At 67.4% G+C, this 24,193-nt stretch carries 23 protein-coding genes; 12 read left to right on the top strand and 11 right to left on the bottom strand.

Features of this window, described 5'->3' with window-relative positions; genetic code table 11:
• Positions 1-125 precede the first annotated feature (125 nt).
• From ATE64_RS14075 to queF, 5 genes are all read right to left on the bottom strand, one after another.
• A complete protein-coding gene (locus ATE64_RS14075) occupies positions 126-1,667 on the bottom strand; it encodes a glycosyltransferase family 39 protein (RefSeq protein WP_058457705.1) in 1,542 nt (513 codons plus the stop codon).
• On the bottom strand, positions 1,664-2,059 hold the full coding sequence (locus ATE64_RS14070; RefSeq protein ID WP_167541770.1) for a GtrA family protein: 396 nt from the start codon (positions 2,057-2,059) through the stop codon (positions 1,664-1,666). The genes ATE64_RS14075 and ATE64_RS14070 overlap by 4 nt, the downstream gene beginning before the upstream one ends.
• Entirely contained in the window at positions 2,049-3,083 is a 1,035-nt protein-coding gene (locus tag ATE64_RS14065; RefSeq protein WP_058457703.1) for a glycosyltransferase family 2 protein, read from the bottom strand. The genes ATE64_RS14070 and ATE64_RS14065 overlap by 11 nt, the downstream gene beginning before the upstream one ends.
• Positions 3,084-3,151: 68 nt before the next feature.
• Positions 3,152-3,562: a thioesterase family protein gene (locus ATE64_RS14060; RefSeq protein WP_058457702.1), complete on the bottom strand. Its 411-nt coding sequence runs from the start codon at positions 3,560-3,562 to the stop codon at positions 3,152-3,154.
• A 69-nt stretch (positions 3,563-3,631) separates the two neighbouring features.
• Positions 3,632-4,102: a preQ(1) synthase gene (queF, locus tag ATE64_RS14055; protein WP_156416524.1), complete on the bottom strand. Its 471-nt coding sequence runs from the start codon at positions 4,100-4,102 to the stop codon at positions 3,632-3,634.
• A 119-nt stretch (positions 4,103-4,221) separates the two neighbouring features.
• On the opposite strand from queF, the gene ATE64_RS14050 reads away from it, so the two are divergent.
• The 5 genes from ATE64_RS14050 to ATE64_RS14030 all read left to right on the top strand — a co-directional run bounded on the left by ATE64_RS14050 (position 4,222) and on the right by ATE64_RS14030 (position 10,389).
• Positions 4,222-5,562, top strand: a complete 1,341-nt coding sequence (locus tag ATE64_RS14050; RefSeq protein WP_058800159.1) for a hypothetical protein — start codon at positions 4,222-4,224, stop codon at positions 5,560-5,562.
• A gap of 180 nt (positions 5,563-5,742) precedes the next feature.
• On the top strand, positions 5,743-6,585 hold the full coding sequence (sseA, locus tag ATE64_RS14045; protein ID WP_058457653.1) for a 3-mercaptopyruvate sulfurtransferase: 843 nt from the start codon (positions 5,743-5,745) through the stop codon (positions 6,583-6,585).
• 160 nt (positions 6,586-6,745) lie between these two features.
• Positions 6,746-8,083 carry a chromate efflux transporter gene (gene chrA, locus ATE64_RS14040; RefSeq protein WP_058457654.1) on the top strand — a complete coding sequence of 446 codons (1,338 nt, stop codon included), beginning with the start codon at positions 6,746-6,748 and terminating at the stop codon, positions 8,081-8,083.
• A 180-nt stretch (positions 8,084-8,263) separates the two neighbouring features.
• Entirely contained in the window at positions 8,264-9,463 is a 1,200-nt protein-coding gene (gene metC / locus ATE64_RS14035; protein WP_058457655.1) for a cystathionine beta-lyase, read from the top strand.
• On the top strand, positions 9,460-10,389 hold the full coding sequence (locus tag ATE64_RS14030; RefSeq protein WP_058457656.1) for a mechanosensitive ion channel domain-containing protein: 930 nt from the start codon (positions 9,460-9,462) through the stop codon (positions 10,387-10,389). Before metC ends, ATE64_RS14030 begins: the two co-directional genes overlap by 4 nt.
• Positions 10,390-10,487: 98 nt before the next feature.
• Here the strand turns inward: ATE64_RS14030 and ppa are convergent, their stop codons facing one another.
• Together ppa and ATE64_RS14020 are read right to left on the bottom strand one after the other, a co-directional pair.
• Positions 10,488-11,024, bottom strand: a complete 537-nt coding sequence (gene ppa / locus ATE64_RS14025) for an inorganic diphosphatase (protein ID WP_058457657.1) — start codon at positions 11,022-11,024, stop codon at positions 10,488-10,490.
• Positions 11,025-11,124: 100 nt separating this feature from the next.
• Positions 11,125-13,065: a M61 family metallopeptidase gene (locus ATE64_RS14020; protein ID WP_058457658.1), complete on the bottom strand. Its 1,941-nt coding sequence runs from the start codon at positions 13,063-13,065 to the stop codon at positions 11,125-11,127.
• Positions 13,066-13,159: 94 nt separating this feature from the next.
• Here ATE64_RS14020 and hisS point away from each other — a divergent pair, with 94 nt between their 5' ends.
• Positions 13,160-14,419, top strand: a complete 1,260-nt coding sequence (hisS, locus tag ATE64_RS14015; RefSeq protein WP_058457659.1) for a histidine--tRNA ligase — start codon at positions 13,160-13,162, stop codon at positions 14,417-14,419.
• Positions 14,420-14,494: 75 nt separating this feature from the next.
• On the opposite strand, the gene ATE64_RS14010 is transcribed toward hisS, so the two are convergent.
• Complete coding sequence (locus ATE64_RS14010) at positions 14,495-14,863, bottom strand: GIY-YIG nuclease family protein (protein ID WP_058457660.1); 369 nt, start codon at positions 14,861-14,863, stop codon at positions 14,495-14,497.
• A gap of 27 nt (positions 14,864-14,890) precedes the next feature.
• Here ATE64_RS14010 and prfA point away from each other — a divergent pair, with 27 nt between their 5' ends.
• The 5 genes from prfA (at position 14,891) to ATE64_RS13985 (ending at position 21,228) form a co-directional block, all read left to right on the top strand.
• Positions 14,891-15,958 (top strand): peptide chain release factor 1, encoded by a 1,068-nt coding sequence (prfA, locus tag ATE64_RS14005; RefSeq protein WP_058457663.1) that lies wholly within the window; start codon positions 14,891-14,893, stop codon positions 15,956-15,958.
• Between the two features lie 278 nt (positions 15,959-16,236).
• Complete coding sequence (gene prmC, locus ATE64_RS14000) at positions 16,237-17,076, top strand: peptide chain release factor N(5)-glutamine methyltransferase (RefSeq protein WP_058457664.1); 840 nt, start codon at positions 16,237-16,239, stop codon at positions 17,074-17,076.
• Positions 17,077-17,306: 230 nt separating this feature from the next.
• Positions 17,307-18,158 (top strand): DUF4167 domain-containing protein, encoded by an 852-nt coding sequence (locus tag ATE64_RS13995; RefSeq protein WP_058457661.1) that lies wholly within the window; start codon positions 17,307-17,309, stop codon positions 18,156-18,158.
• A gap of 75 nt (positions 18,159-18,233) precedes the next feature.
• Positions 18,234-19,664: a DUF4139 domain-containing protein gene (locus tag ATE64_RS13990; RefSeq protein WP_058457662.1), complete on the top strand. Its 1,431-nt coding sequence runs from the start codon at positions 18,234-18,236 to the stop codon at positions 19,662-19,664.
• Positions 19,665-19,674: 10 nt separating this feature from the next.
• Positions 19,675-21,228, top strand: a complete 1,554-nt coding sequence (locus ATE64_RS13985) for a hypothetical protein (RefSeq protein WP_058800158.1) — start codon at positions 19,675-19,677, stop codon at positions 21,226-21,228.
• A 9-nt stretch (positions 21,229-21,237) separates the two neighbouring features.
• Here the strand turns inward: ATE64_RS13985 and ATE64_RS13980 are convergent, their stop codons facing one another.
• Together ATE64_RS13980 and ATE64_RS13975 are read right to left on the bottom strand one after the other, a co-directional pair.
• Positions 21,238-21,630 (bottom strand): acyl-CoA thioesterase, encoded by a 393-nt coding sequence (locus ATE64_RS13980; protein WP_058454979.1) that lies wholly within the window; start codon positions 21,628-21,630, stop codon positions 21,238-21,240.
• Complete coding sequence (locus ATE64_RS13975) at positions 21,620-21,928, bottom strand: hypothetical protein (protein WP_058455131.1); 309 nt, start codon at positions 21,926-21,928, stop codon at positions 21,620-21,622. Before ATE64_RS13975 ends, ATE64_RS13980 begins: the two co-directional genes overlap by 11 nt.
• 122 nt (positions 21,929-22,050) lie before the next feature.
• On the opposite strand from ATE64_RS13975, the gene ATE64_RS13970 reads away from it, so the two are divergent.
• Entirely contained in the window at positions 22,051-22,476 is a 426-nt protein-coding gene (locus tag ATE64_RS13970) for a CBS domain-containing protein (RefSeq protein ID WP_058454980.1), read from the top strand.
• 13 nt (positions 22,477-22,489) lie between these two features.
• Here ATE64_RS13970 and ATE64_RS13965 read toward each other — a convergent pair whose 3' ends face one another.
• Positions 22,490-24,004, bottom strand: a complete 1,515-nt coding sequence (locus ATE64_RS13965) for a lipopolysaccharide biosynthesis protein (protein ID WP_058454981.1) — start codon at positions 24,002-24,004, stop codon at positions 22,490-22,492.
• Positions 24,005-24,193: the final 189 nt, after the last annotated feature.

The following is a 24,193-nucleotide window of genomic DNA, read 5'->3' as shown; positions in this document are numbered from 1 at the left end:
CACGATATGCCGCAGGCGATGAGGTTCGCCCTTAGTCCGTCATGCTCCGCTCGGCCTGAAAGCTGACCGAGAACTCACCACCCCAAAACAGCCCTTCCGGTCCGCGCAGAATTCGTGCGGCTGTCCTAATCCGGCGAGCCCGCATCCTCGCTCGGGATGCGGTAGAGATAAGCGGGCTCGGCCGGGTGGCGGAGCTTGCGCCAGATGGCGGCGGGGAGCAGGCGGTCGGTGCCCGTTGCCTCGAACAGCCGCGCGAGGTGGCTTGGCGCGGCCTGATATTCGCTGACGAGCTGCCAGCCGGGTTGCGGGCGGTAGAGCGGCGCGACATCGGCGGCGATATGGCCGGCGGGTTTCGCGGCGCGCAGGGGGTTGTAATAATAGAGGCTGCCCGGCGCCGGGGGCGCTTCGTCGACGCGGGCGGCCGCAGCCGCCCAGCGGAGCGGGATCTGCGCGCGGAAGGCGGTTTCGGGGTCGGTGCCGATGCGCTCGCCCGGATGGTCGGCGAGCGCGGCGACGAGCGTTTCGTCGCCGAAGGCGGGGTCGCGGTTCTCGACCGCGATGCCGACGAGGTTGGTCCCCGCGAGCAGCGCGAGCCCGCCGAGCGCCGCCCAGCGCGTGCGTGCGCTGCCCTGCTGCCACAGCCAGCCGAGCGCGGTCCCCGCGAGCAGGCACGCCATCGTCGAGGTAATCATGAAATAGCGCGGGTTGAGCGGCAGCAGATGCTGCGCGGCGCCGACGCAGACGAACCAGCAGCCGCCGAAGAGCGCGATCTGGCGCGCGAAGTGGCGCAGCCTTTGCGGGATCGACCGCGACAGGCAGAGCCACGCGCCGAGCGGCAGCGCGAACAGCATCAGCGCCATGAATTCCTGGTTGAGCAGCAGGACGAGCAGCGGATCGACGAGCGGGTGGACGATGACGTTGCCCGCAAGGTCGATCGACCGGTCGATCGTCGAATCATGGTGGAGCGCGATGTTGAAGCGGTAGAGCGGGTCGCCGGTCATGATACCGAGATAGACAAGCTCGAGCGCCCAGACCGCGACGAAGCCCGCGGCGATCCAGAGATAATTCCAGCGGCCGATGCGGTGGCCGGCGAGGAAGAGCAGGCCGAAATAGACAGCGACGAACACCGCGGTCTCGCGCGTCAGGAAGGCGAGGCCCGCGAGGATGCCGGCGCCGATCAGCTTGCGCTTGTCCGCCACACCCGTCTCGAGGCAGCGGAAGCAGAGCAGCCATGCGGCGAAGAGCAGCGCCATCTCGATGATATCGACGCTGGCGATCGACGCCTGCACCGCGATCAGCGGATTGGTGACGACCGCGACGAGCGCGGCGAAGGCGGGAAGCGGCCCCGCGACGTCGCGCGTCACGCGCCAGGCGAGGATGAGGAACAGGATCAGGTAGAGCAGCGAGGGCAGCACCATCGCGACCTCGTTGCCGCCGAGGATCAGGAAGGAGGCGGCCATCGGCACGGTGATCGGATAGCGGATCGTGCCATGCCCGCCGACATAGGGGAAATGCTCGATCCAGCCATAGGCGCCGCGCGCATAGGTGGTGTCGTCCGACGCGATGAAGCCCACCCAGGACAGCGCCACGAGCAGCGCGAAGAGCGCGAGGCCGATCCAGAGCCCGCGGCGGCCGGGGGTGACGAGCGAGACGAGGCGGTCGGTCATAGGGGACGATAGACCCAGAGGCGCGAGAGGAGGAAGGCGGTGCCCACGACGACGATGTCGACGCCGAGCTTGGCGAGATAGGCGTTCGCGCCGAGCAGCCGGATCGCGAACCAGAGCAGCGCGGAGGAGAGCAGCAGGTTGAAGCCGAGCACCGCGAGATAGGCGGCGACCTGGCGCGCGGCGCCGTCGCGCTGCGCCCAGCGGAAGGTGACATGGCGGTGCAGCACGAAGCCGAGCGCGGCGCCGGTGAGCTTGCCGCAAAGGTTCGCGGCGAGGAACTGGCCGGGGAACAGCGCGAGCAACAGCGAATAGACGCCGAAGTCGGCGGCGAGCACGACGAGGCCGACGAGGCCGTAGCGCGCGCCCTGTGCGATCAGCCCGTTACCGGTCATCTGCTGCGGGATCATCGGCAAAAAGGTCGGCGAGGGTCAGCGTCGGCTGGATCGGCACCTTGGGCTCGTTCGCCATGTCGAAGGCGAGAAAGTTAAGCAGTAGCTGGACGCCGAGAATGATCGGCAGCACCGCGATCATCACCGTCCCCGTGCTCGCGATCTCGCCGGTGCTGACCGAGCGATACCATTCGGCGGCGCCGTAGATGGTGCCGAAGAGGAGGAAGATCGCGCCGATCAGCAGCTGCAGCGTGGCGGGCGAGAAGTCGCGGAGGAAATAGGTGTAGAAGATGCGCTTCACCACCTCGCGCAGGTGGGTGCGCAGAAAGGGCCAGAGTTCGTTTCGGATGCGAAGGTTGCTGACCTCGTCGGCATAGACCGCCTCCATCGGCACGTCGGCGACGACCGCGCGCGCGTTGCCGAGGTTGATCAGCATGTCGGTCTCGAAGAAATAGCGTTCGGAGACATTGGCGAACTCGATCCGTTCGAGCGCCGCGGCGTGGATCGCGGTATAGCCGTTGGTCGGATCGAAAATGCCCCAGTAGCCGCTCGACAGCTTGGTCATGAACGACAGCGCGGCGTTGCCGTAGAGCCGCACGCGCGGCATCCGGCGGACGTTCCAGAGGCTGTGGAAGCGATTGCCCTTCGCATAGTCGGCCTGCCGCGCGAGGACGGGGCGCGCGATGTGCGGGATGAGCGCGGGGTCCATCTGGCCGTCGCCGTCGACCTTGACGATGATGTCGGCGCCGGCGCCCAGCGCGGCGCGATAGCCCGTCATCATCGCGCCGCCGACGCCGCGGTTGACCTCGTGCCGCAGCACGCGGACGCGGGGGTCGCGGCATTGCTCGCCGACGAAGGCGCCCGATCCGTCGGGGCAGGCGTCGTCGACGACGAAGATCATCGCGACCTCGGGCCCGATGCGCGCGATTACGTCGAGGATATGCGCCTTCACACGGTAGCTGGGGATCACGACCGCCAGCGTCTGTTCGAGCCGCACGCGGCCGGGAAGGCGGATCGGAGTCTGCATCGCGGCTTCATAGCCGGGAAATGTAAAAATATCCTGTTTTGATACAGGCCGGTAAGCGGGTGCGGACCCTATAGCTTCTCGCCCGGAAAGAAGCGCGCGACCACGTCGCTCGCGAGGCGGGCGGGGCGCAGGGTTTCGGCGTCGACGCAGCACCAGCTCGACTTCACCTCGGCCAGCACTTCCTCGCCGCGCCGGATCACCGTTTCGTAAAAGGCGCGCGCGCCCTGCACCTTTTCGAGGATCACCGTCGCGATGACCTGATCTTCGAGGAAGGCGGGGCGGCGGTAGGTGATCTCGTGCTTCAGCGCGACCCAGAGATGCGCGGCGACCGCGTCGGGCGGAGCGATCTTGCGCCAGTGCGACAGCACCGCCTCCTGCACCCAGCTCAGATAATGGGCGTTGTTGACGTGCCCCATGAAGTCGATCTGGTCGGCGCCGACGGCGATGGCGTGGTCGTGCGGAAGTGCGGTGCTGCTCATAACGCTGACACTAATGTCAACAATCTGTGACGGAAAGATGAAATCCGACGGAAACTGTCACACGTTATGCTAACCCCGCCCGCGGTATGGCGCGACGCCCTGGTCGGGGAGCCACAGGCCCGCAGGCGGCGGGCCCGACTGCCAGAAGACGTCGATCGGGATGCCGCCGCGCGGATACCAGTAACCGCCGATGCGCAGCCATTGCGGCTGCATTTCGTCGAAGAGGCGGCGGCCGATGCCGACGGTGCAATCCTCGTGGAAACCGGCATGGTTGCGGAAGGCGCCGAGAAAGAGCTTGAGGCTCTTCGATTCGACGATCGTTTCGCCGGGCGCATAGTCGATCACGAGGTGCGCGAAATCGGGCTGGCCGGTCACCGGGCAGAGCGAGGTAAACTCGGGCGCGGCGAAGCGGACGAGATAGAGTTCGCCGCGGCGCGGATTGGGGACATAGTCGAGCACCGCCGCCTCTGGCGAGGCAGGCAGTTCGCTGGACTGGCCGAGATGTTTGGGCGCGAGTGGCGCAGGGGTAGAATCGGACATGGAAACCATCTAGGGACGCGCGCGGCCGATGTCATCCGCCTGGGTGACGTCGCGGCCGGGTTCAGGGCCGATTCAGCGCCCCGGCCCGAGGACATGTTTCGGGATTGCGGACGATTTCAATGACGGTGCGGACGATCGGGCGGAGGAACGACAGGGCGCGGTTGCCGCTGATCGCGGTGGCGATGGCGCTCGCGGTGCCCGCGGCCGCGCAGGAGACGCAGAGCCCGGCGCCGACCCCCGCGCCCGCGCCCCCTTCGACCTTTCGCCTGCCGCCCGCGGGCGACGGCCGCACGCCGGGCGTGCAAGGCCCCTCCGACGGCGCGCTGCCCCCGCTCGCGCCCGGCGAGCGCGGCGGCCCGCCGACCCCGGCGCCTACCCCTGCACCGACTCCGGCGCCCGCGCCGACCGCGCCGCCGTCGGTGGTGACGACGCGGCCCGTCCCGACGACCACGACGCCGGCACCGGCCGCGACGACGCGGCGCGATGCGCCCGCAGCGGCGGCATCGCCGAACACGGCCAGCGCGGCGCCTGCCGCAGCGGCGGCTGCGCCCGCGGCGGCGGCGGGAGCCGGCGACACCGCCCCGGCGCCGGGCTTTTCGGCCGACCCGACCCTTCCCGCGCCTGTCACGCCCGCGCCCGAAACCGCAGCCGTTGGCGCGCCAGCGGGGAGCAGTGACGGTCCGCCGGTCTGGGCCTGGCTGCTCGCCGGGCTCGCGGCCGCAGGCGCCGGTCTGTGGTACTGGCGGCGCCGTCCGCTGGTCGCGGGCGAGCTGCCGGTCGATCTCGACGAGCCGATCGCGCCGCCGCCGCCTGAGCCGAAGCCGCAACCGCTGGCGCGCGCCGCCGAACCCGCCGCGCGGCCGGTGCCGGCGGCGGCGCCTGCGGTTGCCGCTCCCCGCCCTCCCGCCGCCGCCTCGCCGCTGGTGACGCGCCCTGTCGCCGAGCGCCGCGCGCGCGTGTCGATGGCGCTCGAGGTGCGCGGGATCCGCATGACGAGCGACCAGCTGATCGTCGCGCTGACGCTGAACCTCGTCAACGAAGGCGCGGTCGCGGCGACCGGGCTGATGGTCCGCGTCGCGCTCAACCAGGGGTCGGCGATGCCCGAACCCGTGCTCGCGCGCTTCTATGACGGCGCGGGCGGCAGCGTGCTGCGCGACGACATCCATCTTGCGGCGGGCGCGGGCGAGCAGATCGGCACCGAGGTCATGCTGCCGCGCGCGATGATCGAGCCGCTGATGATCGGCGGCAAGCCGATGCTGATTCCCGTCCTGGCGTTCGACGTCACCTATCACTGGGACGGCGAGGGCGACGCCTTTGGCCAGTGCGCGGGCAGCTTCGTCCTCGGCCGCGAGCAGGGGACGAGCGGGAGCGAGCGGCTGGCGCCGCTGCCGCTCGACCGCCCGAACCTGATCGTCAACCGGCCGGGCGCGCGCACGACCGCGGTCCGCCGCGACCAATAAAGCGCCATGACGCCGCTTTTCTTGTTGCGGCGCACCATAAGCTGAGGCAGACCGCCAGCGTGCTTGAAAAAGGGCACGCCGGGGCATAGGCTTGGTCTCCCCGGAGAGAAAAGAGCCGCAGCAGGATGGCCGGACAGGGACAGGAAAAAGGGTTCCGCCCGGCCGCAACAGGAGCATGACATGGACGCCTTGGTCTCAACCGACTGGCTGGAACGCGAACTGGGGGCATCGGACCTGCGGGTCGTCGATGCGACGAAATTCAGCGCCGACGCCGGCCGCGACGCGCGCGCCGATTACGAGACCGGGCATATTCCGGGCGCGGTGTTCATGGACCTGGCCGAACTGGTCGATACCGCGTCCGCGATCGACAACATGGCCCCCCCGGCGGAAAAGTTCGCGAGCCGGATGCAGTCGCTGGGCCTTGGCGACGGCAGCCGCATCGTCATCTATGACGACAGCCCGCTGAAGAGCGCGGCGCGTGCCTGGTGGCTGCTCAAATTGTTCGGCGCCCACGACGTCGCGCTGCTCGACGGCGGCCTTGCCAAGTGGAAGGCCGAGGGACGCCCGCTCGAAATGGGCAAGCAGACGCTGCGCCACCGCCACTTCACGGTGTGGCGCGACGCGAAGGCGGTGCGCACCAAGGAGCAGATGCAGGCGAATGTCGAAAGCGGCGCCGAGCAGGTGCTCGACGCACGCGACGCCAAGCGTTTCACCGGCGAGGAGCGCGACGCGCGCCCCGGCCTGGCGCCCGGCCATATCCCCGGTTCGAAGAACCTGCCCTTTGGCGAGCTGTTCAACGCCGACGGGACGTGGAAGCGCGGCGACGCGCTGAAAGCGGCGTTCGACGCGGCGGGGGTCGATCTCGACAAGCCGCTCGTCACCACCTGCGGCAGCGGGATGACCGCGACCGTGGTCGCCTTTGGCGCGCACCTGCTCGGCAAGGACGATGTCGCGGTCTATGACGGCAGCTGGCTCGAATGGGGCTCGGATGCCGCGACGCCCAAGGCGACCGGCGCCGCCTGAGGGTGAAGCACGGCTTCGCGGCCGCGCGGCTTTTTCTTGCTTGTCCTGCTCCGGTCCGCAGCGTTAGCGTTGCGGCATCGGGGCAAGGCAACCTCCCGGTCAGGCGCTCGCCCAAGCGTTGCTTTTTCGCCCGGCTCCGCCGGATGGAGAAGCACGACCTATGACCGACGTCCCCGACGCATCCCTCAAGATACCCGCTTTCGGTGACGCCGTGCGCGCCTATGCGCGCATCGGCTGGTTGAGTTTCGGCGGCCCCGCGGGGCAGATCGCGCTGATGCACCGTGAGTTCGTCGACGAGCGGCGCTGGGTCGACGAATCGACCTTCCTCCACGCGCTCAACTTCTGCCATCTGCTTCCCGGTCCCGAGGCGCAGCAGCTTGCGACATGGATCGGCTGGCGGCTGCACGGCCTTCGCGGCGGGCTGGCGGCGGGGCTGCTGTTCGTCATCCCCGGCGCGCTGGTGATGTTCGGTCTGTCGCTGCTCTATGTGACCGCGGCGGGGCTCGACTGGTTCGCGGCGCTGTTCGTCGGGATCAAGGCGGCGGTGCTGGCGATCGTCGTGCAGGCGCTGCTGCGGATCGCGGGGCGCGCGCTCAAGACGCCGCTGCTCCGCGGCATTGCCGTCGCCTCCTTCGTAGCGCTCGCGGTCCTTGCCGCGCCGTTCCCGATCGTCGTGCTGTCGGCGCTGGTGGTCGGCTGGGCGGCGGCGCGCTGGCGGCCCGGATGGATGAAGCTGGCGCCCGCGAAGGAGGGCGCGGCGCCGCCGCGCCGATCGGCGTGGCGCGAATCGCTGACGGCGGCGCTGCTGTGGGGTGCGATCTGGGCGGCGCCGATGCTGCTGATCCTCGTCACATTGGGCCGCGATCATGTGCTGTGGGACATCGGCGCCTTTTTCTCGCAGCTCGCGGTCGTGACCTTTGGCGGCGCCTATGCGGTGCTCGCCTATATGGCGCAGGAGGCGGTGTCGGGGTTCGGCTGGCTGCGCCCCGGCGAAATGGCCGACGGGCTGGGGCTCGCCGAGACGACGCCGGGGCCGCTGATCCTGGTGACGCAGTTCGTCGGTTTCCTCGCGGCGTGGCGCGACGCGGCGCCCTTCACGCCCTTCGTCGCCGCGCTGCTCGGCTCGCTGCTGACCCTGTGGGTGACCTTCGCGCCCTGTTTCCTCTGGATCTTCGCCTTCGCGCCGTGGATCGACCGGCTCGAACGCGCCGCGGGGCTGAAGGGTGCGCTCGCGGCGGTGACCGCGGCGGTGGTCGGCGTGATCGCCAACCTGTCGCTGTGGTTCGCGCTGCATGTGCTGTTCCGCCGACTGGAGCCGACGGCGTGGGGGCTCGACCTGCCGGTGTGGGCGTCGGTCGATCGGGCCGCGGTGCTGCTGGCGTTGCTCGCGGCGCTGCTGCTGTTCCGCTTCAGGCTGGGGATCATCCCGATGCTCGCGATCTGTTCGGCCCTGGGGTTGTTGATCGGGCCGGGCGGGCCATTGCTGGCGTTGGTGTAAAACCTGCGCGTAGCGCTATTTTGACTCACACAAAGACACAAAGAGGGCAGTCGATGCGCGAATCGTGCGCGCATCGACTGCCCTCTTTGTGTCTTTGTGTGAGATATTGAATGGCCCGCTGCGCGGGCGGGAATATGCGCGCCTCTGGCTTTTGCGCCGCGCGCCGCTAACAGGGATGGCATGAGCAAGCGCGACGACGACAGCCTCCGCCCGGCGACGAAATTGGTGCAGGGCGGGCGGCGGCCCGAATGGACCGGCGATCCGCGCCTTGGCGGCAGCATCGTCAATCCGCCGGTGTGGCGCGCCTCGACGATCCTCTACGACAATATCGCCGACCTGAAGGCGCGCGGCCACGCGACGCACGACAAGCTCTATTACGGCCGGCGCGGGACGCCGACCGTGTGGGCGCTCGCCGACGCGCTGACCGCGCTGGAGCCGGGGGCGGAAGGCACCTTGCTCTATCCGTCGGGGGTCGCGGCCAATTCGGCGGGGCTGCTGGCGCTGCTGTCGCCGGGCGATCATCTGCTGATGGTCGACAGCGCCTATGAGCCGACGCGGGCGTTCTGCAACGGGATGCTCGCGCGGATGGGGGTGCGGACGAGTTTCTACGATCCGCTCGTCGGGGCGGGCATCGCGGAATTGATCGAGCCCGAGACGAAGCTGATTTTCCTCGAATCGCCGGGCAGCCTGACCTTCGAGGTGCAGGACATCCCCGCGATCACAAAGGTCGCGCGGGCGCGCGGCGTGCTGACGATGCTCGACAACACCTGGGCGACGCCCTTGCTCTTCCCCGCGCTGGCGCATGGGGTCGATGTCGCGATGATGAGCCTCACCAAATATGCGGGCGGGCACAGCGACGCGATGATGGGATCGCTGACCGCGACCAAGGCGGTCTGGCCGAAGCTGCGGCAGGCGGCGTATCAGCTGGGGCAGGCGGTCTCGCCCGACGATTGCGCACTGATCCTGCGCGGCCTCCGCACGCTCGACGTGCGGCTGGCGCGGCATGGCGAAAACGGCCTCGCGGTCGCGAACTGGCTCGCGGGGCGCGCCGAGGTCGGGCGGGTGCTGCATCCCGCGCTGCGCGGCGACCGGGGGCACGAGCTGTGGACACGCGACTTCAAGGGGACGAGCGGGCTGTTCGGCTTTACGCTGAAGGGCGCGGATGAAGCCGCGCGGACGCGCTTCATCGATGCGCTCGACCATTTCGGCATCGGCTTCAGCTGGGGCGGCTATGAAAGCCTTGTCGTGCCGAGCAACCCCGCCGACATCCGCACCGCGACGGTGTGGAGTGATCCCGACCCGCTGGTCCGCCTGTCGGTCGGGCTCGAGGATCCGGCCGACCTGATCGCCGACCTTGCGCGCGGGCTCGCCGCGCTGTGAGCGTCGAGACGAGCCTTCGCGAAGGCTTTGCCCGCACCGTCACGCTGATGAAGGATATCGGGCTCGACGTCGGATCGTACCGGCTGTCGCTCTATGGCCTGTTCTCGGCGATCGTCGTCGCGATCCTGCTGTGGATCGCGGTCAAGCTCACCATGCGCGCGCTCAAGTGGCTGCTGCGCCGGAACAGCCAGATCGACGAGGCGCAGCGGCTGCTCGCCGAAAAGCTGATCGCGATCGCGCTGTTCACGCTTGCCCTGCTGTTCGGCATCGACCTGCTCGGCATCGACCTCACCGCGCTCGCGGTCTTTTCGGGGGCGGCGGGGCTCGCGATCGGTTTCGGGCTGCAAAAGACCGTCGGCAACCTGATCGCGGGGATCATCCTGCTCATGGACCGCTCGATCAAGCCGGGCGACGTGATCGTCGTCGGCGACGGCAGCAGCATGGGCGGGGCGACCGGGCCGGGGACCATCCCCAATGTCGGGCGCGTCGCGAAGATCGGGGTGCGCGCGGTCAATGTCGTGACGCGCGACGGCAAGAAGCATCTGATCCCGAACGAGCTGCTAATGACGCAGCCGGTCGAGAACTGGAGCTATTCGAGCCGCGACGTGCGCGTGCGGCTGCACGTTCCCGTCGCCTATGAATGCGATCTGCGCGCGGCGCAGGCGATCATCATCGATGTCGCGCGGTCCAACCCGCGCATCCTGAACGAGCCCGAACCCGCGGTGTGGATCACCGCCTTTGGCGAACGCGCGGTCGAGCATGAGCTGCGCTTCTGGATCTCGGACCCCGAATCGGGGCTCGGCAATATCCAGGGCGAGGTGTTCCTCGGCATCTGGGACCGCTTCAAGGAAGCGGGAATCCGGATTCCCTATCCGCGGAGCGAGGTGCGATTGCTGACGAAGGAGGAGGACAGTCCGACGCCTTGAACTTCGTCATTGCGAGAAGCCGCAGGCGACGCGGCAATCAAGGGCGGCCTAAACCGCCCTGGATTGCTTCGCTCCGCTCGCAATGACGAGGTTGGTTTTCAGTACCCCACCTTCTTCGCGCGCTCGATGCATTCGACGATGATGCGCTTGGCCTCGTCGACGTCGCCCCAGCCGTTGAGCTTCGCCCATTTGCCGGGTTCGAGATCCTTGTAGTGGGTGAAGAAATGCTCGATCTGCTGGAGCACGATCGGCGGCATGTCGGTGTAGGTCGCGACGTCCGCATAATAGGGGAAGGTCTTGTTGACCGGCACGCAGAGCAATTTCTCGTCGCCGCCGGCGTCATCTTCCATCTTGAGCACGCCGATCGGGCGGCACTTGACCACCGCGCCCGCGACGATCGGCGAGCGCGCGACGACGAGCGCGTCGAGCGGGTCGCCATCTTCGCCCAGCGTGTGCGGGACGAAGCCGTAATTGGCGGGATAGCGCATCGGGGTGTGGAGGAAGCGGTCGACGAACAGCGCCCCCGATGCCTTGTCGAACTCATATTTCACGGGTTCGCCCCCGATCGGCACTTCGATCAGCACGTTCAGGCTGTCGGGCGGGCTGTCACCCGCCGGGACGAGGTCGATACGCATGGGAGAAGTCCTTTTTTGTCGTTTTGCAGTCGCGCGCGCCTTTAGCGCCGGACGCGGCGCAAAGTCGAGGCCGGAAAGCCCCTTTTCCCGAGAGAAAAGGTCAAAGCGCGCGTTTGGGGGCGAGCAGGCGGTCGAACCAGTCGGGCCCGGCGCCGGTCTTTTCAAGGTGCGGCCAGCGCAGCCCGCCATGATAGTCGATGTCGACGCTGCGGTAGCGGCCGCCGCGTTCGACGAGCAGGCGGACGGGGGTCTTGCCGTCGGTCGCGGCGCGAATCGCGGCCTCCAGCCGCTCCCTGCTGTAGCTCATGCCGTCGACGGCGAGGATCTTGGTACCGTTGACGATGTCGGCGCGGAACGCCGGGCCGTTCCACAATATGCTGCCCGCGATGCCGTCCTTGTCGATCGTCATGCCCAGCGAGTGGGTGAGCTCGAAATTCTTCGCGTTCTTCATCTTGTCGCGGTCGAAGGCGTTGGGGACGTCGCGCCAGACGAGGCGGTATCCGGCGCGCTCGATCCCCGCGACCGGCGCGGGCTGGCCGGGAAGCTGCATCCGGTCGCGCAGGAATTTCGGCCAGTCATAGGGATAGACGGCGTTCAGCGTTTGCGCGACATCGTCGAAATCATAGGTGACCTCGCCCCAGTCGCCGCCCTTGCCGCTGAAAAAGGCCTTGGCGAAATCGTCGAGGCTTTTCGCGTCGTTGGTGCCCTGGCGGATGATCATGTCCGCCTCGAGCCACATCAGCGCGCCCTCGTTGTAATAATCCTCGGTCCGCGTCGCGCTGGGGAAGGCGCGTGCCTTGCGCGCCGCGATCACGGGGTCGAGCGTCGTATCCTCGACCGAGCGCCAGTCGCGCCCCGCCTGCACGCTGTAGTTGCCGGCATTGGTCGCCCATTCGGCGAGGATCATCTCCTTCGACTGCATTCCCGACCGGCCCGCGATCACGAGATCCCAGAAGCTCGTCTGCCCTTCATAGACCCAGAGGAGATTGCCCTGCATCGGGGTGCGATAGTCGGGGGTCCACAGCTTGTCGGGGCGGCGGTATTTGCCGTTCCAGCTGTGGGTGAATTCGTGCGGCAGCAGCCCGCGCTCCGAATCATTGCTGTCCCAGTTGGTGAAATAGTCGGGGTTGCGGCTGTTCTCGCTCGACCGGTGATGTTCGAGCCCGATGCCGCCGAGCTCGTCGGTGAGCGCGAGCAGGAATTCGTAGCGGTCGAAATGCTTCGTCCCGAACAGGGCGATCGCCTCGGCGACCATCGCCGCGTGGCGCGCGATATGGTCGGGCTTCGCGTCGAGGAACTGCGGCTCGTCGGCGACGACGTTCAGCGTGACATTCTGGCCAAGATCCCATTTGCGGAAATAGCGTCCGGCGAACATCGGGCTGTCGACCAGCGTCTCGTAGCTGGTCGGGGCATAGCTGTAGCGATTGCCCGCGACCTTCAGCCCGTCGAGCGCCGCCGCGCCGGTCCAGCCCTCGGGCAGGGTGACGTCGAGCTGCACCGGAATGCCGCGCGTGAAATAGCCCGCGGGGTACAGGCTGACCTGTTCCCACTGCAGGTTCATCATCGCCGGGGTGACGACGACGCGGCCCTCGCTGGTGCGCGTCGGCGAGAGGAAATCGAAGGCTACCTCGATGCTCTTCGCGCCCGCGGGCACGTCGATGTCGAAGGCATAGACGTCGGTCGGCTGGCGCGTCCAGGCGAGCGGCTTGCCGCCCGCGGTCGCCTTGAAGCCCGCGATTTCGGCAATCGCACCGCGCGGCGCGTGCTTGCCGGGCAGCCATTGCGGATAGAGCAGGGTGAATTTGCCGCTCTTCGCGACCGGGATCGTCTGGCGGACGCGGAAGATGCCGCGCATCGAATCGCTGGCGTCGACCTTGAGCAGCATCGTCCCCGGATAGGGCCGGTCGGCGGGCAGCGGGATGCTGTGCGGCTGGACGACGGGTTGCGGACGGCTGTTGCCCTCCTGCGCAAGCGCTGAAGAGGCAAGGGCGGCGGGGGTGAAGGCGATCAGGGCGGACGCGACGAACAGGGTCTTTTTCATGGGCCAATCTCTGCCGCCAAACCGGCGCGGCGTCCAGTATCGGCTCTGCAAGCGCACTTTGCCTTTCGACGAAAAAGCATTAGACGCGCGGCGCATGAGCAAGGACAAGCCCGCAAAGATCGCGACGCCGCAGCCGGTGCGCGGCACCCAGGACATGCTCGGCGATTTCGCCGACCGCTTCCAGCATGTCGTCGATACGTTCGACCGCGTGCGGCGGCTCTATGGTTTCAAGCGCATCGAGGTGCCGGTGATCGAGCCGACCGCGGTGTTCGCGCGGTCATTGGGCGAGACGACCGACGTCGTGTCGAAGGAAATGTATTCGTTCGAGGATCGCGGCGGCGAATCGATCACCTTGCGGCCCGAATTCACCGCGGGGATCGCGCGGGCGTATATCACGGGCGGCTGGCAGCAGTTTGCGCCGCTGAAGGTCGCGACGCACGGCCCGCTGTTCCGCTACGAGCGCCCGCAGAAGGGCCGCTATCGCCAGTTCCACCAGCTCGACGCCGAGGTGATCGGCAGCGACAGCCCGCTCGCCGACGCCGAACTGCTGGTCTTTGCCGACCAGCTTCTGAAGGAGCTGGGGATCGCCGAGGGCGTGACCTTGACGCTCAACACGCTGGGCGACGCGGCAAGCCGCGACGCATGGCGCGCGGCGCTGGTCGAGCATTTCATGGGCCATCGCGGCGATCTGTCGGAGGACAGCCTTGCGCGGCTCGACAAGAATCCGCTGCGCATCCTCGACAGCAAGGATCCGAAGGACCGCCCGATCGCCGACAGCGCGCCCGATATCGACGCGTTTCTGACGGGCGAGGCGCAGGATTTCTTCGGCGCGGTGACGGCCGGGCTCGACGCGGCGGGGGTCGCGTGGGAGCGCAACGCGCGGCTGGTGCGCGGGCTCGACTATTATCGCCACACCGCGTTCGAATTCGTCACCGACCGGCTGGGCGCGCAGGGCACGGTGCTCGGCGGCGGGCGCTACGACGGACTGATCGAGGCGCTCGGCGGCCCGCCGACCGCGGCGGTCGGCTGGGCGGCGGGGATCGAGCGGCTGGCGATGTTGTTGCCGGAAGTTGCAAGGAGTGTAACCGACGTTATCGTGGTCATCGAGGATGATGCCGTCGTTCCCCTAGGAATTTCGATTCTGCAGACTTTGCGCGAGGATGGTTTGTCCGCGGAGATGATTGCAACGGGTTCGGCTCGAAAGCGATTCGACAAAGCATCGAAGCTAAATCCAAGAGGCATCTTGAGCCTGGGAGGCACAGGGACGTCGGCGGCACCAATCAGAAGCAGCGATGAGGCGTTGACCGAACGAGTAGCAAGCCTAATCTTTGAGCGCCACTTCGAAGGAAAATAATCTCGTCACCCTGAACTTGTTTCAGGGTCCATGGGGGTAACCTTTCGGCGTCGCGCCGTGGATGCTGAAACAAGTTCAGCATGACGGTTTCCGAACGGGTTCGGAAATTCCCCACTCGACCGCCAAATCCTTCCAGTCGGGATTGTCCGCCTCGATCAGGTTGATCTTCCATGACCGGTGCCAGCGCTTCAGTTGCTTTTCGCGCGCAATTGCGGCCGCCATGTCGTCGAAGAACTCGGCGTGGACAAGCCGGTACACTCGATATCGCGTCGTGAAGCCCGGCACTGTGCCCGACCGGTGCTGCCAGATGCGTGCGGTGAGGTCAGACGTGACGCCGATATAGAGCGTGCCCTGCTTTTGGCTGGCGAGAATATAGGTGCAGGGTTGCCGCGACGGCATGTTGGCCTCTATGCGGCGCCATGGATGCTGAAACAAGTTCAGCATGACGTAGTTTTTACCATTTTGGACCAGATGACCTCCGTTTCCGAAAAGCAGATCGACGCCATCATCGAACGTCATGCCGCGCTGCAGGCGCGGATGGCGACGGGGGATATGGCGCCCGCCGACTTCGTCGCGGCGTCGAAGGAGTTCGCCGAACTCGAACCCGTCGCCGAAGCCGCGCGCGAGGTGGTGAGGCTGCGCGGCGAGCTCGTCGCGCTCGGGGAAATGCTCGCCGATCCCGAGATGAAGGCGATGGCCGCCGAGGAAATGGCGGCGGTCGAGGCGGCGTTGCCCGCCGCCGAGCATGATCTGGCGATCAGGCTGCTGCCCAAGGACGTCGCCGACGCGCGCGCCGCGATGCTCGAAATCCGCGCCGGCACCGGCGGCGACGAGGCGGCGCTGTTCGCGGGCGATCTGCTCCGCATGTACAGCCGCTATGCCGATACGCAGGGGTGGAAGGTCGAAATCATCTCGGCGAACGAAGCGGAAGTCGGCGGCTACAAGGAAGTCGTCGCGTCGGTCGCCGGGCAGGGCGTGTTCGCGAAGCTCAAGTTCGAAAGCGGCGTTCACCGCGTCCAGCGCGTCCCCGTCACCGAAAGCGGCGGCCGCATCCACACCAGCGCCGCGACCGTCGCGGTGCTGCCCGAGGCCGAGGAAGTCGACGTCGCGATCAACGACAACGATCTGAAGATCGATATCTACCGCGCATCGGGTGCAGGCGGCCAGCACGTCAACACGACCGATTCGGCGATCCGCATCACGCATATCCCGACCGGGCTCGTCGTGATCCAGCAGGACCAGCGCAGCCAGCACAAGAACCGCGCCAAGGCGATGCAGGTGCTGCGCGCGCGGCTCTATGACCTCGAGCGCGAGAAGATCCACAGCGCCGAGGCGTCGGCGCGCAAGTCGATGGTCGGATCGGGCGACCGCTCCGAACGCATCCGTACCTATAATTTCCCGCAGGGGCGCGTGACCGACCACCGCATCAACCTGACGCTCCACCGCCTGCCCGAGATATTGGAAGGGCAGATGGACGAGCTGATCGACGCGCTGATCGCCGAGGATCAGGCGCAGCGACTGGCGGGGCTGGGTGAGTGACGCGATCGGCCGATCTCAACACGGCAATCGTTTCTTATCTGGGTTTCAGCCGCGCCGCCGAGCCGCAGACCGACTGGCGGGCGGTGGTCGACGCGATCGGGCTCGACCGCGCCGAGGCGGTCGAATGGGCTATGCTCGATGTCCTTCAAGACCTGCGCGAGAGCAAACCCGACTGGCGGATGCATTCACTTTGGGCGGGGAGCGAGTGGGCGGTGCGCGAATTGAGAAAGCGTCACCCCGAGCTGGACGATGCCGCAGCCAAGGCGCTGACCTGGGCGCTGGTCTGCGAGCATAAGGGGAGCGTTGGCGCCGCACTATCGTCCGCCGCCCGGCGTCTGGCGGATATATCCGATACGCCGCGGCTCGATGCCGAACTGTTGATGGCGCACGCTCTGGGCGTCGAGCGCGGCGCGCTGTTGCTCGATCCGGCGCGGTTCGGCGCGCCGGACGATTTCGGCGGACTAGTTGCGCGGCGAATGGCGCACGAACCCATCGCCTATATCGTCGGCTATCGCGATTTCTGGACGATCCGGCTGGCGGTCGGTCCCGGTGTCCTCATCCCGCGTCCCGACAGCGAGACGCTGATCGAGGCAGCGGTGCAATATTTCGGCGCCGCGGGTCCGAAGCGGATCCTCGATCTCGGGACGGGGCCGGGGACATTATTGCTCGCCGCGCTCGCCGAATGGCCCGCGGCGACGGGGCTCGGCGTCGATGCGGGCGAGGCGGCGCTGACCTTTGCGCGCGCGAATGCCGATGCGCTCAATCTGGCCGATCGCGCCGCGTTCCGAACGGGCGACTGGGCCGATGGCGTCGAAGGCCCGTTCGACCTCATCCTGTGCAACCCGCCCTATATTGCCGACAGCGAGGAATTGATGCCCGATGTCGCCGGTTTCGAGCCGGCGAGCGCGCTGTTCGCGGGCGCCGACGGGCTCGATGATTATCGCCGGATCATCCCCGCTTTGCCGCGACTTCTGGCCCCCGGCGGGGCCGCGATCCTTGAAATCGGGCACCGGCAACGCATATCGGTATCCGAGCTCGCCGAAGCAGCGGGATTCGCCGTCGCCTGCAAGCAGGATCTGGGCGGCCGCGACAGGGCGCTTTTGCTGACCCGCCCCTGACGCCAGAACAAGAATTTTCTTGGTTTCCGCCGCAAAGCACGGTAGGGGCGGCTTACAGACCCGGTACGGGGCCTTGACTGGTCCGATCGGTCTGCTTCCCACTTACGACGCTGGTGCGGGCCGCGGGGCCCGGCGCAAGCGGTAGAGGGAACCGCGCAGAGGGCGCGGGCACGACGCGCAAATAGCGCGTTCGGCCATAAGGGGTTGGCGTAGCTTATTAGCTTATCAGGATGTCTCAGTTGAACATGAACAACCGGCAGAGCGGTCGCCGTCGCGGCCGCAACAATAACGGCAACAATAACAATCGCTCGCAGTCCGGTGGCGGACGCGGCGGTGTCGATCAGGCCAACCGCATCGACAGCCGGGCGCGCGGCAACGCCGCCCAGATGATCGAGAAATACCGCAACCTCGCGCGCGATGCGCAGCTTTCGGGCGACCGGGTCCAGACCGAATATTATCTCCAGTTCGCCGACCATTATTTCCGCGTGCTGAGCGATTTCCGGGCCCGCCAGGAAGAAAAGGCGGCGGCAAGCGGTCAGGAACGCAGCTATGACCGCCACCGCGACATTCGCGGGGTCGAGGATTTCGACGGCCATGACGACGCGAGCTTCGAGCCCGAATCGGAAGGCGACGAGACTGGCGGCCGTGAAGGCGCCGGCCGCGACAATGAGGGTCGTGACAGCGGCGCACGTGAGGGCGGACGCGAGCGCGGGGGCAGCGATCGCCGCGACGAGGACGGCCGCGGCAATCGCCAGCAGGGCCGCGGCAACCGCCGCGACCGCGGCGACGACCGCGACAACCGCGCCGACCCCGAAGCCGAAGGCGGCGACGAGGCCGAAGCCGTCGAGACGGCCGAGGACGCGGCGCCCGCGCCGCGCGGCAATCGCCGTGGCCCGCGCCGCAATCGCGCGGCCGAAGGCGACGATGCCGGCGCCGGTATCGATTCGGCGGTGCTGCCGCCCGCGATCGGCCGGCCCGAGCGCGACGCCGGCGAAGACGCCGCCGAGGCGCCCGCGCCCAAGCCGCGCCGCACCCGCCGCACGCTGGCGGCGCGCGATACGGGTGTCGAAGCGGCCGAATAAGCCCGCGATTTCGCACTGGTTTTTACGGTTGGACTGACATAGCCTCCCCCGGACAGCGGTTCGGGGGAGGTTTTCATGCGTGCTTTTACTGCGATCGGTGTGGCTCTGATCGCTGGCGCGGTCCCGGCGGCCCCGGCGGCCGCGCAGGATCCCGCTGCGGCGAATGCGCAGGGCCAGCTTTCGGTCACCATCTATAATGGCGGGCAGGCGCTGGTGCAGGATATCCGCCAGATCGCCTTTCCGGCGGGGCGCTCGCGGCAGGAATTCCCCGACGTGTCGGCGCAGATCCGGCCGCAGACGGTGTCTTTCGCCGCCGACGGCACCGCGATCGTCGAACAGAATTTCGACTACGACCTGCTGTCGCCCAACGCGCTGATGCAGAAGGCGGTCGGCGAGACGGTGACCCTGCTCCGCATCAACCCCGCGACCGGGGTCGAGACGCGCGAGCGCGCGAAGGTGCTCGCGGTCAATGGCGGCGTCGTGCTGCAGATCGGGCCGCGCATCGAGATATTGCGCGACGACGGGCTGCCGGTTCGCGTCATCTTCGACAAGATTCCGCCGAACCTGCGCGCCAAGCCGACGCTGTCGATCACGGTCGACAGCAAGGGCGCGGGGACGCGGGCCGCGACGCTCTCCTACCTGACCGGCGGGCTCGGCTGGTCGGCCGACTATGTCTCGCTCTACGATGAAAAGGCGGGGACGATCGACGTGCAGGGGTGGGTGACGCTGACCAACAACACCGGCACGACCTTTGACAATGCGAAAACCCTGCTCGTCGCGGGAAGTCCTTCCGCCGGCGGGATTTCAAGCTACGGCCAGCCGGGACGCTACCGCCCGCAGCCGGCCGGGCCGGGCAATCTCCGCCGCGCCGGGACCGAGACCGCGCCACGCGAACAGCTTGGCGACTATTATCTCTATCCGCTGTCCGAACGCACGACGATCGCGAACGCCCAGACCAAGCAGGTGAGCTTCCTCGACGTCGCGAAGGTGCCGGCGCAGAAAATCTATGAATTCACGCTCGGCGGCTTCAACAATATGACCGAGCCGATGAGCGCGGCGAGCGTGATCAAGTTCAGCTCGAGTCGCGAAGGCGGGCTGGGCGACGCGCTCCCCGCGGGGACGGTGCGCTTCTATCAGCGCGACCTGCGCGGCGACCCGCAGTTCATCGGCGAAAATCAGATCGGGCACACCCCGATGGGTAGCGAGCTGGGACTGAAGACCGGCGACGCCTTCGACGTGAAGGTCAAGGCAACCGTCGTCGAGCGCAAGGAAATCGCGCCTTGGCGGTGGCGCTCGTCGATGTCGTATCTGCTCACCAATGCGCGGCCGCAGCCGGTGACGCTCGACCTGCGCCAGCGCGGGCTCGACTGGTATTGGGCGGAGACCAAGGTCATCACCGAAAGCCAGAAGAGCGAGCGGCTCGATGCGGACGGCGTTCAGTGGCGCGTGACGGTGCCCGCGAACGGCGAGACGACGATCACTGCCACCTTCGAAACGCGCTACTGACGCACGCGCCGTGCGCCGCATTGCGCCTTTGCTGCTGATTCTCGCCGCCTCGCCCGCGGCGGCGCAGCCGGTCGTCACCTCGGCGGCGCCCGAGAAGGTGTCGGTCAGCGTCTTTCGCGATCCCGACCGCGCCGAGGGCGGCGAAATCGATCCCAACTGGCTGCAGGGCTTTGCGCTGATATCCGAGCAGCGGACGATCGACCTGCCCGCGGGCGAATCGGTGCTGCGCTTCGAGGGCGTTGCCGAGGGGATGGTCGCCGTGTCGGCGATCGTCACCGGTCTGCCCGGCGGCGTCGTCCAGAAGAATCGTGACGCGGCGCTGCTCTCGCCCGCGAGCCTGCTCGACGGATCGCTCGGCAATCGCGTCCATTTGCGCCGCACCGACCGCGCGACGGGCAAGGTGACCGAGGAGGATGCGATCATCCGGTCGGGGCCGCAGGGCGCGGTGGTGTTGCAGACGCCGGCGGGGTACGAATCGCTGCGCTGTACCGGGCTTCCCGAAACGCTGGTCTATGACGGGGTGCCCGCGGGACTGACCGCGAAGCCGACGCTGTCGGTGACGACGCGCAGCCCGGCAGCGCAGCGGGTGTCGGTGACGCTGACCTATCTGGCGACGGGGTTCGACTGGGCGAGCAATTATGTCGCGCGCGTTGCCGCCGACGGCCGGACGCTCGATTTGTTTGCGTGGCTGACGGTGGCGAACAGCAATGGCGAAAGCTTCGCCGACGCCCGGCTGGCGGCGATCGCCGGGACGCTGAACAAGGTTTCCAACTTCAAGGCGCTGGCCGATGTGCCGCAGGCGCCGCCGTTGCGGCTGCGTTGCTTTGCGCTCGGGACGGGCCGCTATGGCACGCCGCCCCCGCCCCCGCCGCCCCCGCCGCCTGCGATGATGTCCGCCGAAGCGGGGCAGGACATTGTGGTGACCGGGTCGCGCATCGCCCGTTACGAGATGATGTCGCCGGTCACGGTGGTGGCCAGCCAGGAAGATCTGGGCGACCTCAAGCTCTATCGCGTACCGATCCCGGTGACGGTCGCGGCGAACGGGCAGAAGCAGGTGGCGCTGCTGGTCAAGGATCGTGTGCCGTTCAAGACCGTCTATCGCCTGCGCAGTTCGCCGGAAGACAGTTTCGAGTCGATGGAGGTCGAGCGGGTTTTGCGGATGGAGAATAAGGAAGCGACGCGATTGGGTGTGCCGCTGCCCAGCGGCCAGGTCGCGGTGTTCGCGCCGCGCGGCGAGGAATCGCTGCTCGTCGGCGAAGGGCGGGTTCGCGATCATGCCGTTGGCGAAAAGGTCGACCTGGTTATCGGCGAAAGCAGCCAGGTGCGCGTCGATATGGTTCGGGGGGTCGCCCCAAAGATGGCCGATGACGATTACCGGGTCACCGTGACCAACGCCAACCCGTTCGCGGTGGATTTCGAATTTGGCTTTTACGTCGATCCCGACCCGAAGCTCGACAAACGGCTACGCAAGCTGCCGCGCCGCGACGGATTGCTGACCTGGGCGATTCGGGTTCCCGCCAACGACAGCCGCAGTTTTGACTATCGGTTTATCGAACCCGACTAGGGAGCTGCCCTAGATCGGCGGCAGCGCCCGCGGGCGGTGATTCTCGTCGAGCGCGACGAAGGTGAAAACCCCCTCGGTCACGCGCTCCTCGGTCCGGCCGCCGTCGCGCGTCGCGATGACCTCGAGCCGGATCGCCAGCGAGGTGCGGCCGCGCCGCTCGAGATGCGCATAGACCGAGATGATGTCGCGCAGCAGGATCGGGGCGATGAATTCCATCGTCTCGATCGCGACCGTCGCGACGGGGCCGCAGGCGATCCGGCCGGCGACGATGCCGCCCGCGATATCCATCTGGCTGAGCACCCAGCCGCCGAAGATATGCCCGTTGGCATTGATGTCGGCGGGGCGCGGGACGACGCGCAGGATCGGGTCGCGCGGACAGTCGGCTTCGCTCTTATCGGTCATGATTCATATCCGGGTCGTCTTCGAAAGGATCCTCAATCGCCTCGTCATGCCCGCTGCCGCTCGACAGGAAGACGAGCCCCATCAGCGCGGCGCCGAGCATGACCGACAGGCCGACCCCCGCCGCGGTGGCGATGATCATATGGATGGTGAGCTGGTCGCCCATCGTGAAGCGCAGCCAGCCGAGCGCGAGGACGACCGCGCCGAAGGACACGATCGCCATGCCCTTCATCAGCCGGCGATAGCGTGCCCAGGCGATATCCGACGTGTCGCGATCGTCGAGCGGGGAGGGTTTGACCATGCGCGCCTCCATGAACCAAGCGGCGGGCGACGCCAAGCGGTAACGGGCGCGGGTTTCGGCTTTGCCGCGAATCATGTTAGGTTCGGCCGCGCAACGGACAAGCAGGATAGGGAGCGGCATCTATGACGATCGGAGCGATTCTTCACGGACGTACGAGTGCTGTGGTTTCGGCGCGGCCCGACGATACGGTGCGCGCTGTGATCGATCTGCTCGCCCAGCACCGCATCGGCGCGGTGCCGGTGGTTGACGGCAATGCGATCGTCGGCATCTTTTCGGAGCGCGATCTCGTCCGGCTGATGTCTTCCTATGGTCCCGAGGCGCTCGACCGCCGGCTCGACGAGGTGATGACCAAGTCGCCGGTGACCTGCGATTCGCGCATGGCGGTGATCGCCGCGCTCTCGCAGATGACGCAAAAGCGTATCCGCCACCTGCCGGTCGTCGACGACGGCGCACTGGTCGGATTCGTGTCGATCGGCGATCTGGTCAAGTATCGGATCGACCATATCGAGGCCGAGGCCGCGGCGATGCGCGACTATATCGCATCCTGATCGGGCGCCGACCTCAGGCCGGATCGGCCGCGGGTTCGCGGCGCCGCACGATCTGGATCCCCTCGGCGATCACGTCGCGCTCGAAGGTCCAGAGGAGAGCGCCATAGAGCGCGACGCCGAGGCCGACGAGCAGGCCGAGGCGAATCGGCGCGACCCAGTGAAAGGGTACGATCAGCTCCGCCGCGAGCTCGACACCGATCGCCATCATCAGCGCGGGGGCGAGGCCCGGCAGCATCGCGCGCACGATATCCCAGAGCGACAGCCCGATCAGCCGCGCCGACAGCCGGACGGTATAGAGCAGCAATAGCGGCGCCGCGACGAGCCACGCCCATGCCATGCCGATCAGCCCCCATTGCGACCCGATCAGGAAGGCGGTCGGAAAGATGATCGCGCCGCCCAGCGACACGAACATCGTGACCGAGGGCTTGCCGAGCGCGTTGTTCACCGGCGCGAAGAGAATCTGCACCGTCATCAGCATCAGCGCGAGCGAGATATGCTGCACATAGGGCGCCATGCCCAGCCACTTCGGCCCGAACAGCGTTTCGACGAGCGGCGCCGCCACCACGGTGAGCCCGCAATAGAAAGGTGCCGACACCAGCATCAGCAGGCGGACGGTCTTGAGGAAGCCGCGCCGCATCGCGGCGGGGTCGTCCTTGATTCGCGAATAGGCGGGGAAGGCCACCTCGTTCAGCGGCGGCACGAACTTCGACATGAAGATCTGCGAGAGGAACAGCGCCTCGGCATACAGGCCGAGCGCGTGCGGATCGAACAGCCGCCCCGCGATGAAGACGTCCGACTGGCTCTGCACCAGCCAGAAGAGTTGCGAGAAGAGAATCGCCGAGCCGAATCCGATGATCTGGCCGCAGCCCTTGAAGTCGAAGCTGGGCCAGACGAGCAGGCGCGCGAGAATCGTGAGCCCGATCGCGCGCGTCCAGAACATGGCGAGCGGCGCATAGACGAGCGTCCACACACCGAAACCCGAAAGCGCGCACGCGAGCGCGGTGCCCGCGCCCGCGGTGGCGGCGGCGAGGTTGACCACCGCCTGCCGGCGGAAGTCGAGCGCGCGGCTCATGATGACTTCGGGCAGCGCGATGAAGGGAATCGCCAGAAAGAGCAGCGACTGGACGCGCAGCAACTCGGCGACCTTGGGCTGGCCATAATAGGCCGCGGCGAGCGGGCCGCCGAAAAAGAGCATCGCGGCGAGCATCGCGTTGAGCAGCAGCAGCAGGCCGAACGCCTGCCTGATTCGAAAGGGGTCGACCGAATCGGATTGCACGAGCGCGCTCGCGAATCCCCAGCCGTTGAGGAAGGTGAGGAAGGCGAGAATCGCCTGCGTCATCGCAAAAAGCCCGTAATCGGCCGGATTCAGCAGTCGAATCACGAGCAATGTCGAGGCCCAGGTGATGATCTGCGCGAGAATCTGGCTGCCCGAGCGCCAGATCACGGCGCTCCGCACGCGGTCGCGGAAGGCGTTCGCACTTTCCTTTTCGTCGGTGCTGCCCTTGTTTTCCGCGGTTTCGCCTACCATCTGGTCCTTCTGGCCCGGGGCTTCCCGGCGTGTCGAGCAACTTTTGAAACAAAATTGCAAAAAGGTTGTTGACGCGAATCAACGATGGGCCTAGAGGCCTGTTCACCGGACGGGACGCGGCGCCAGACGCCACGAACCACCCGGTCGCCAACAGATACGGACAGATGTCCCCCGATAGCAATAGCGGGG

It is taken from the genome of Sphingopyxis sp. H073, assembly GCF_001468395.1.
Lineage (GTDB): Bacteria > Pseudomonadota > Alphaproteobacteria > Sphingomonadales > Sphingomonadaceae > Sphingopyxis.
This window is presented reverse-complemented; position numbering and strand designations above follow the sequence as displayed.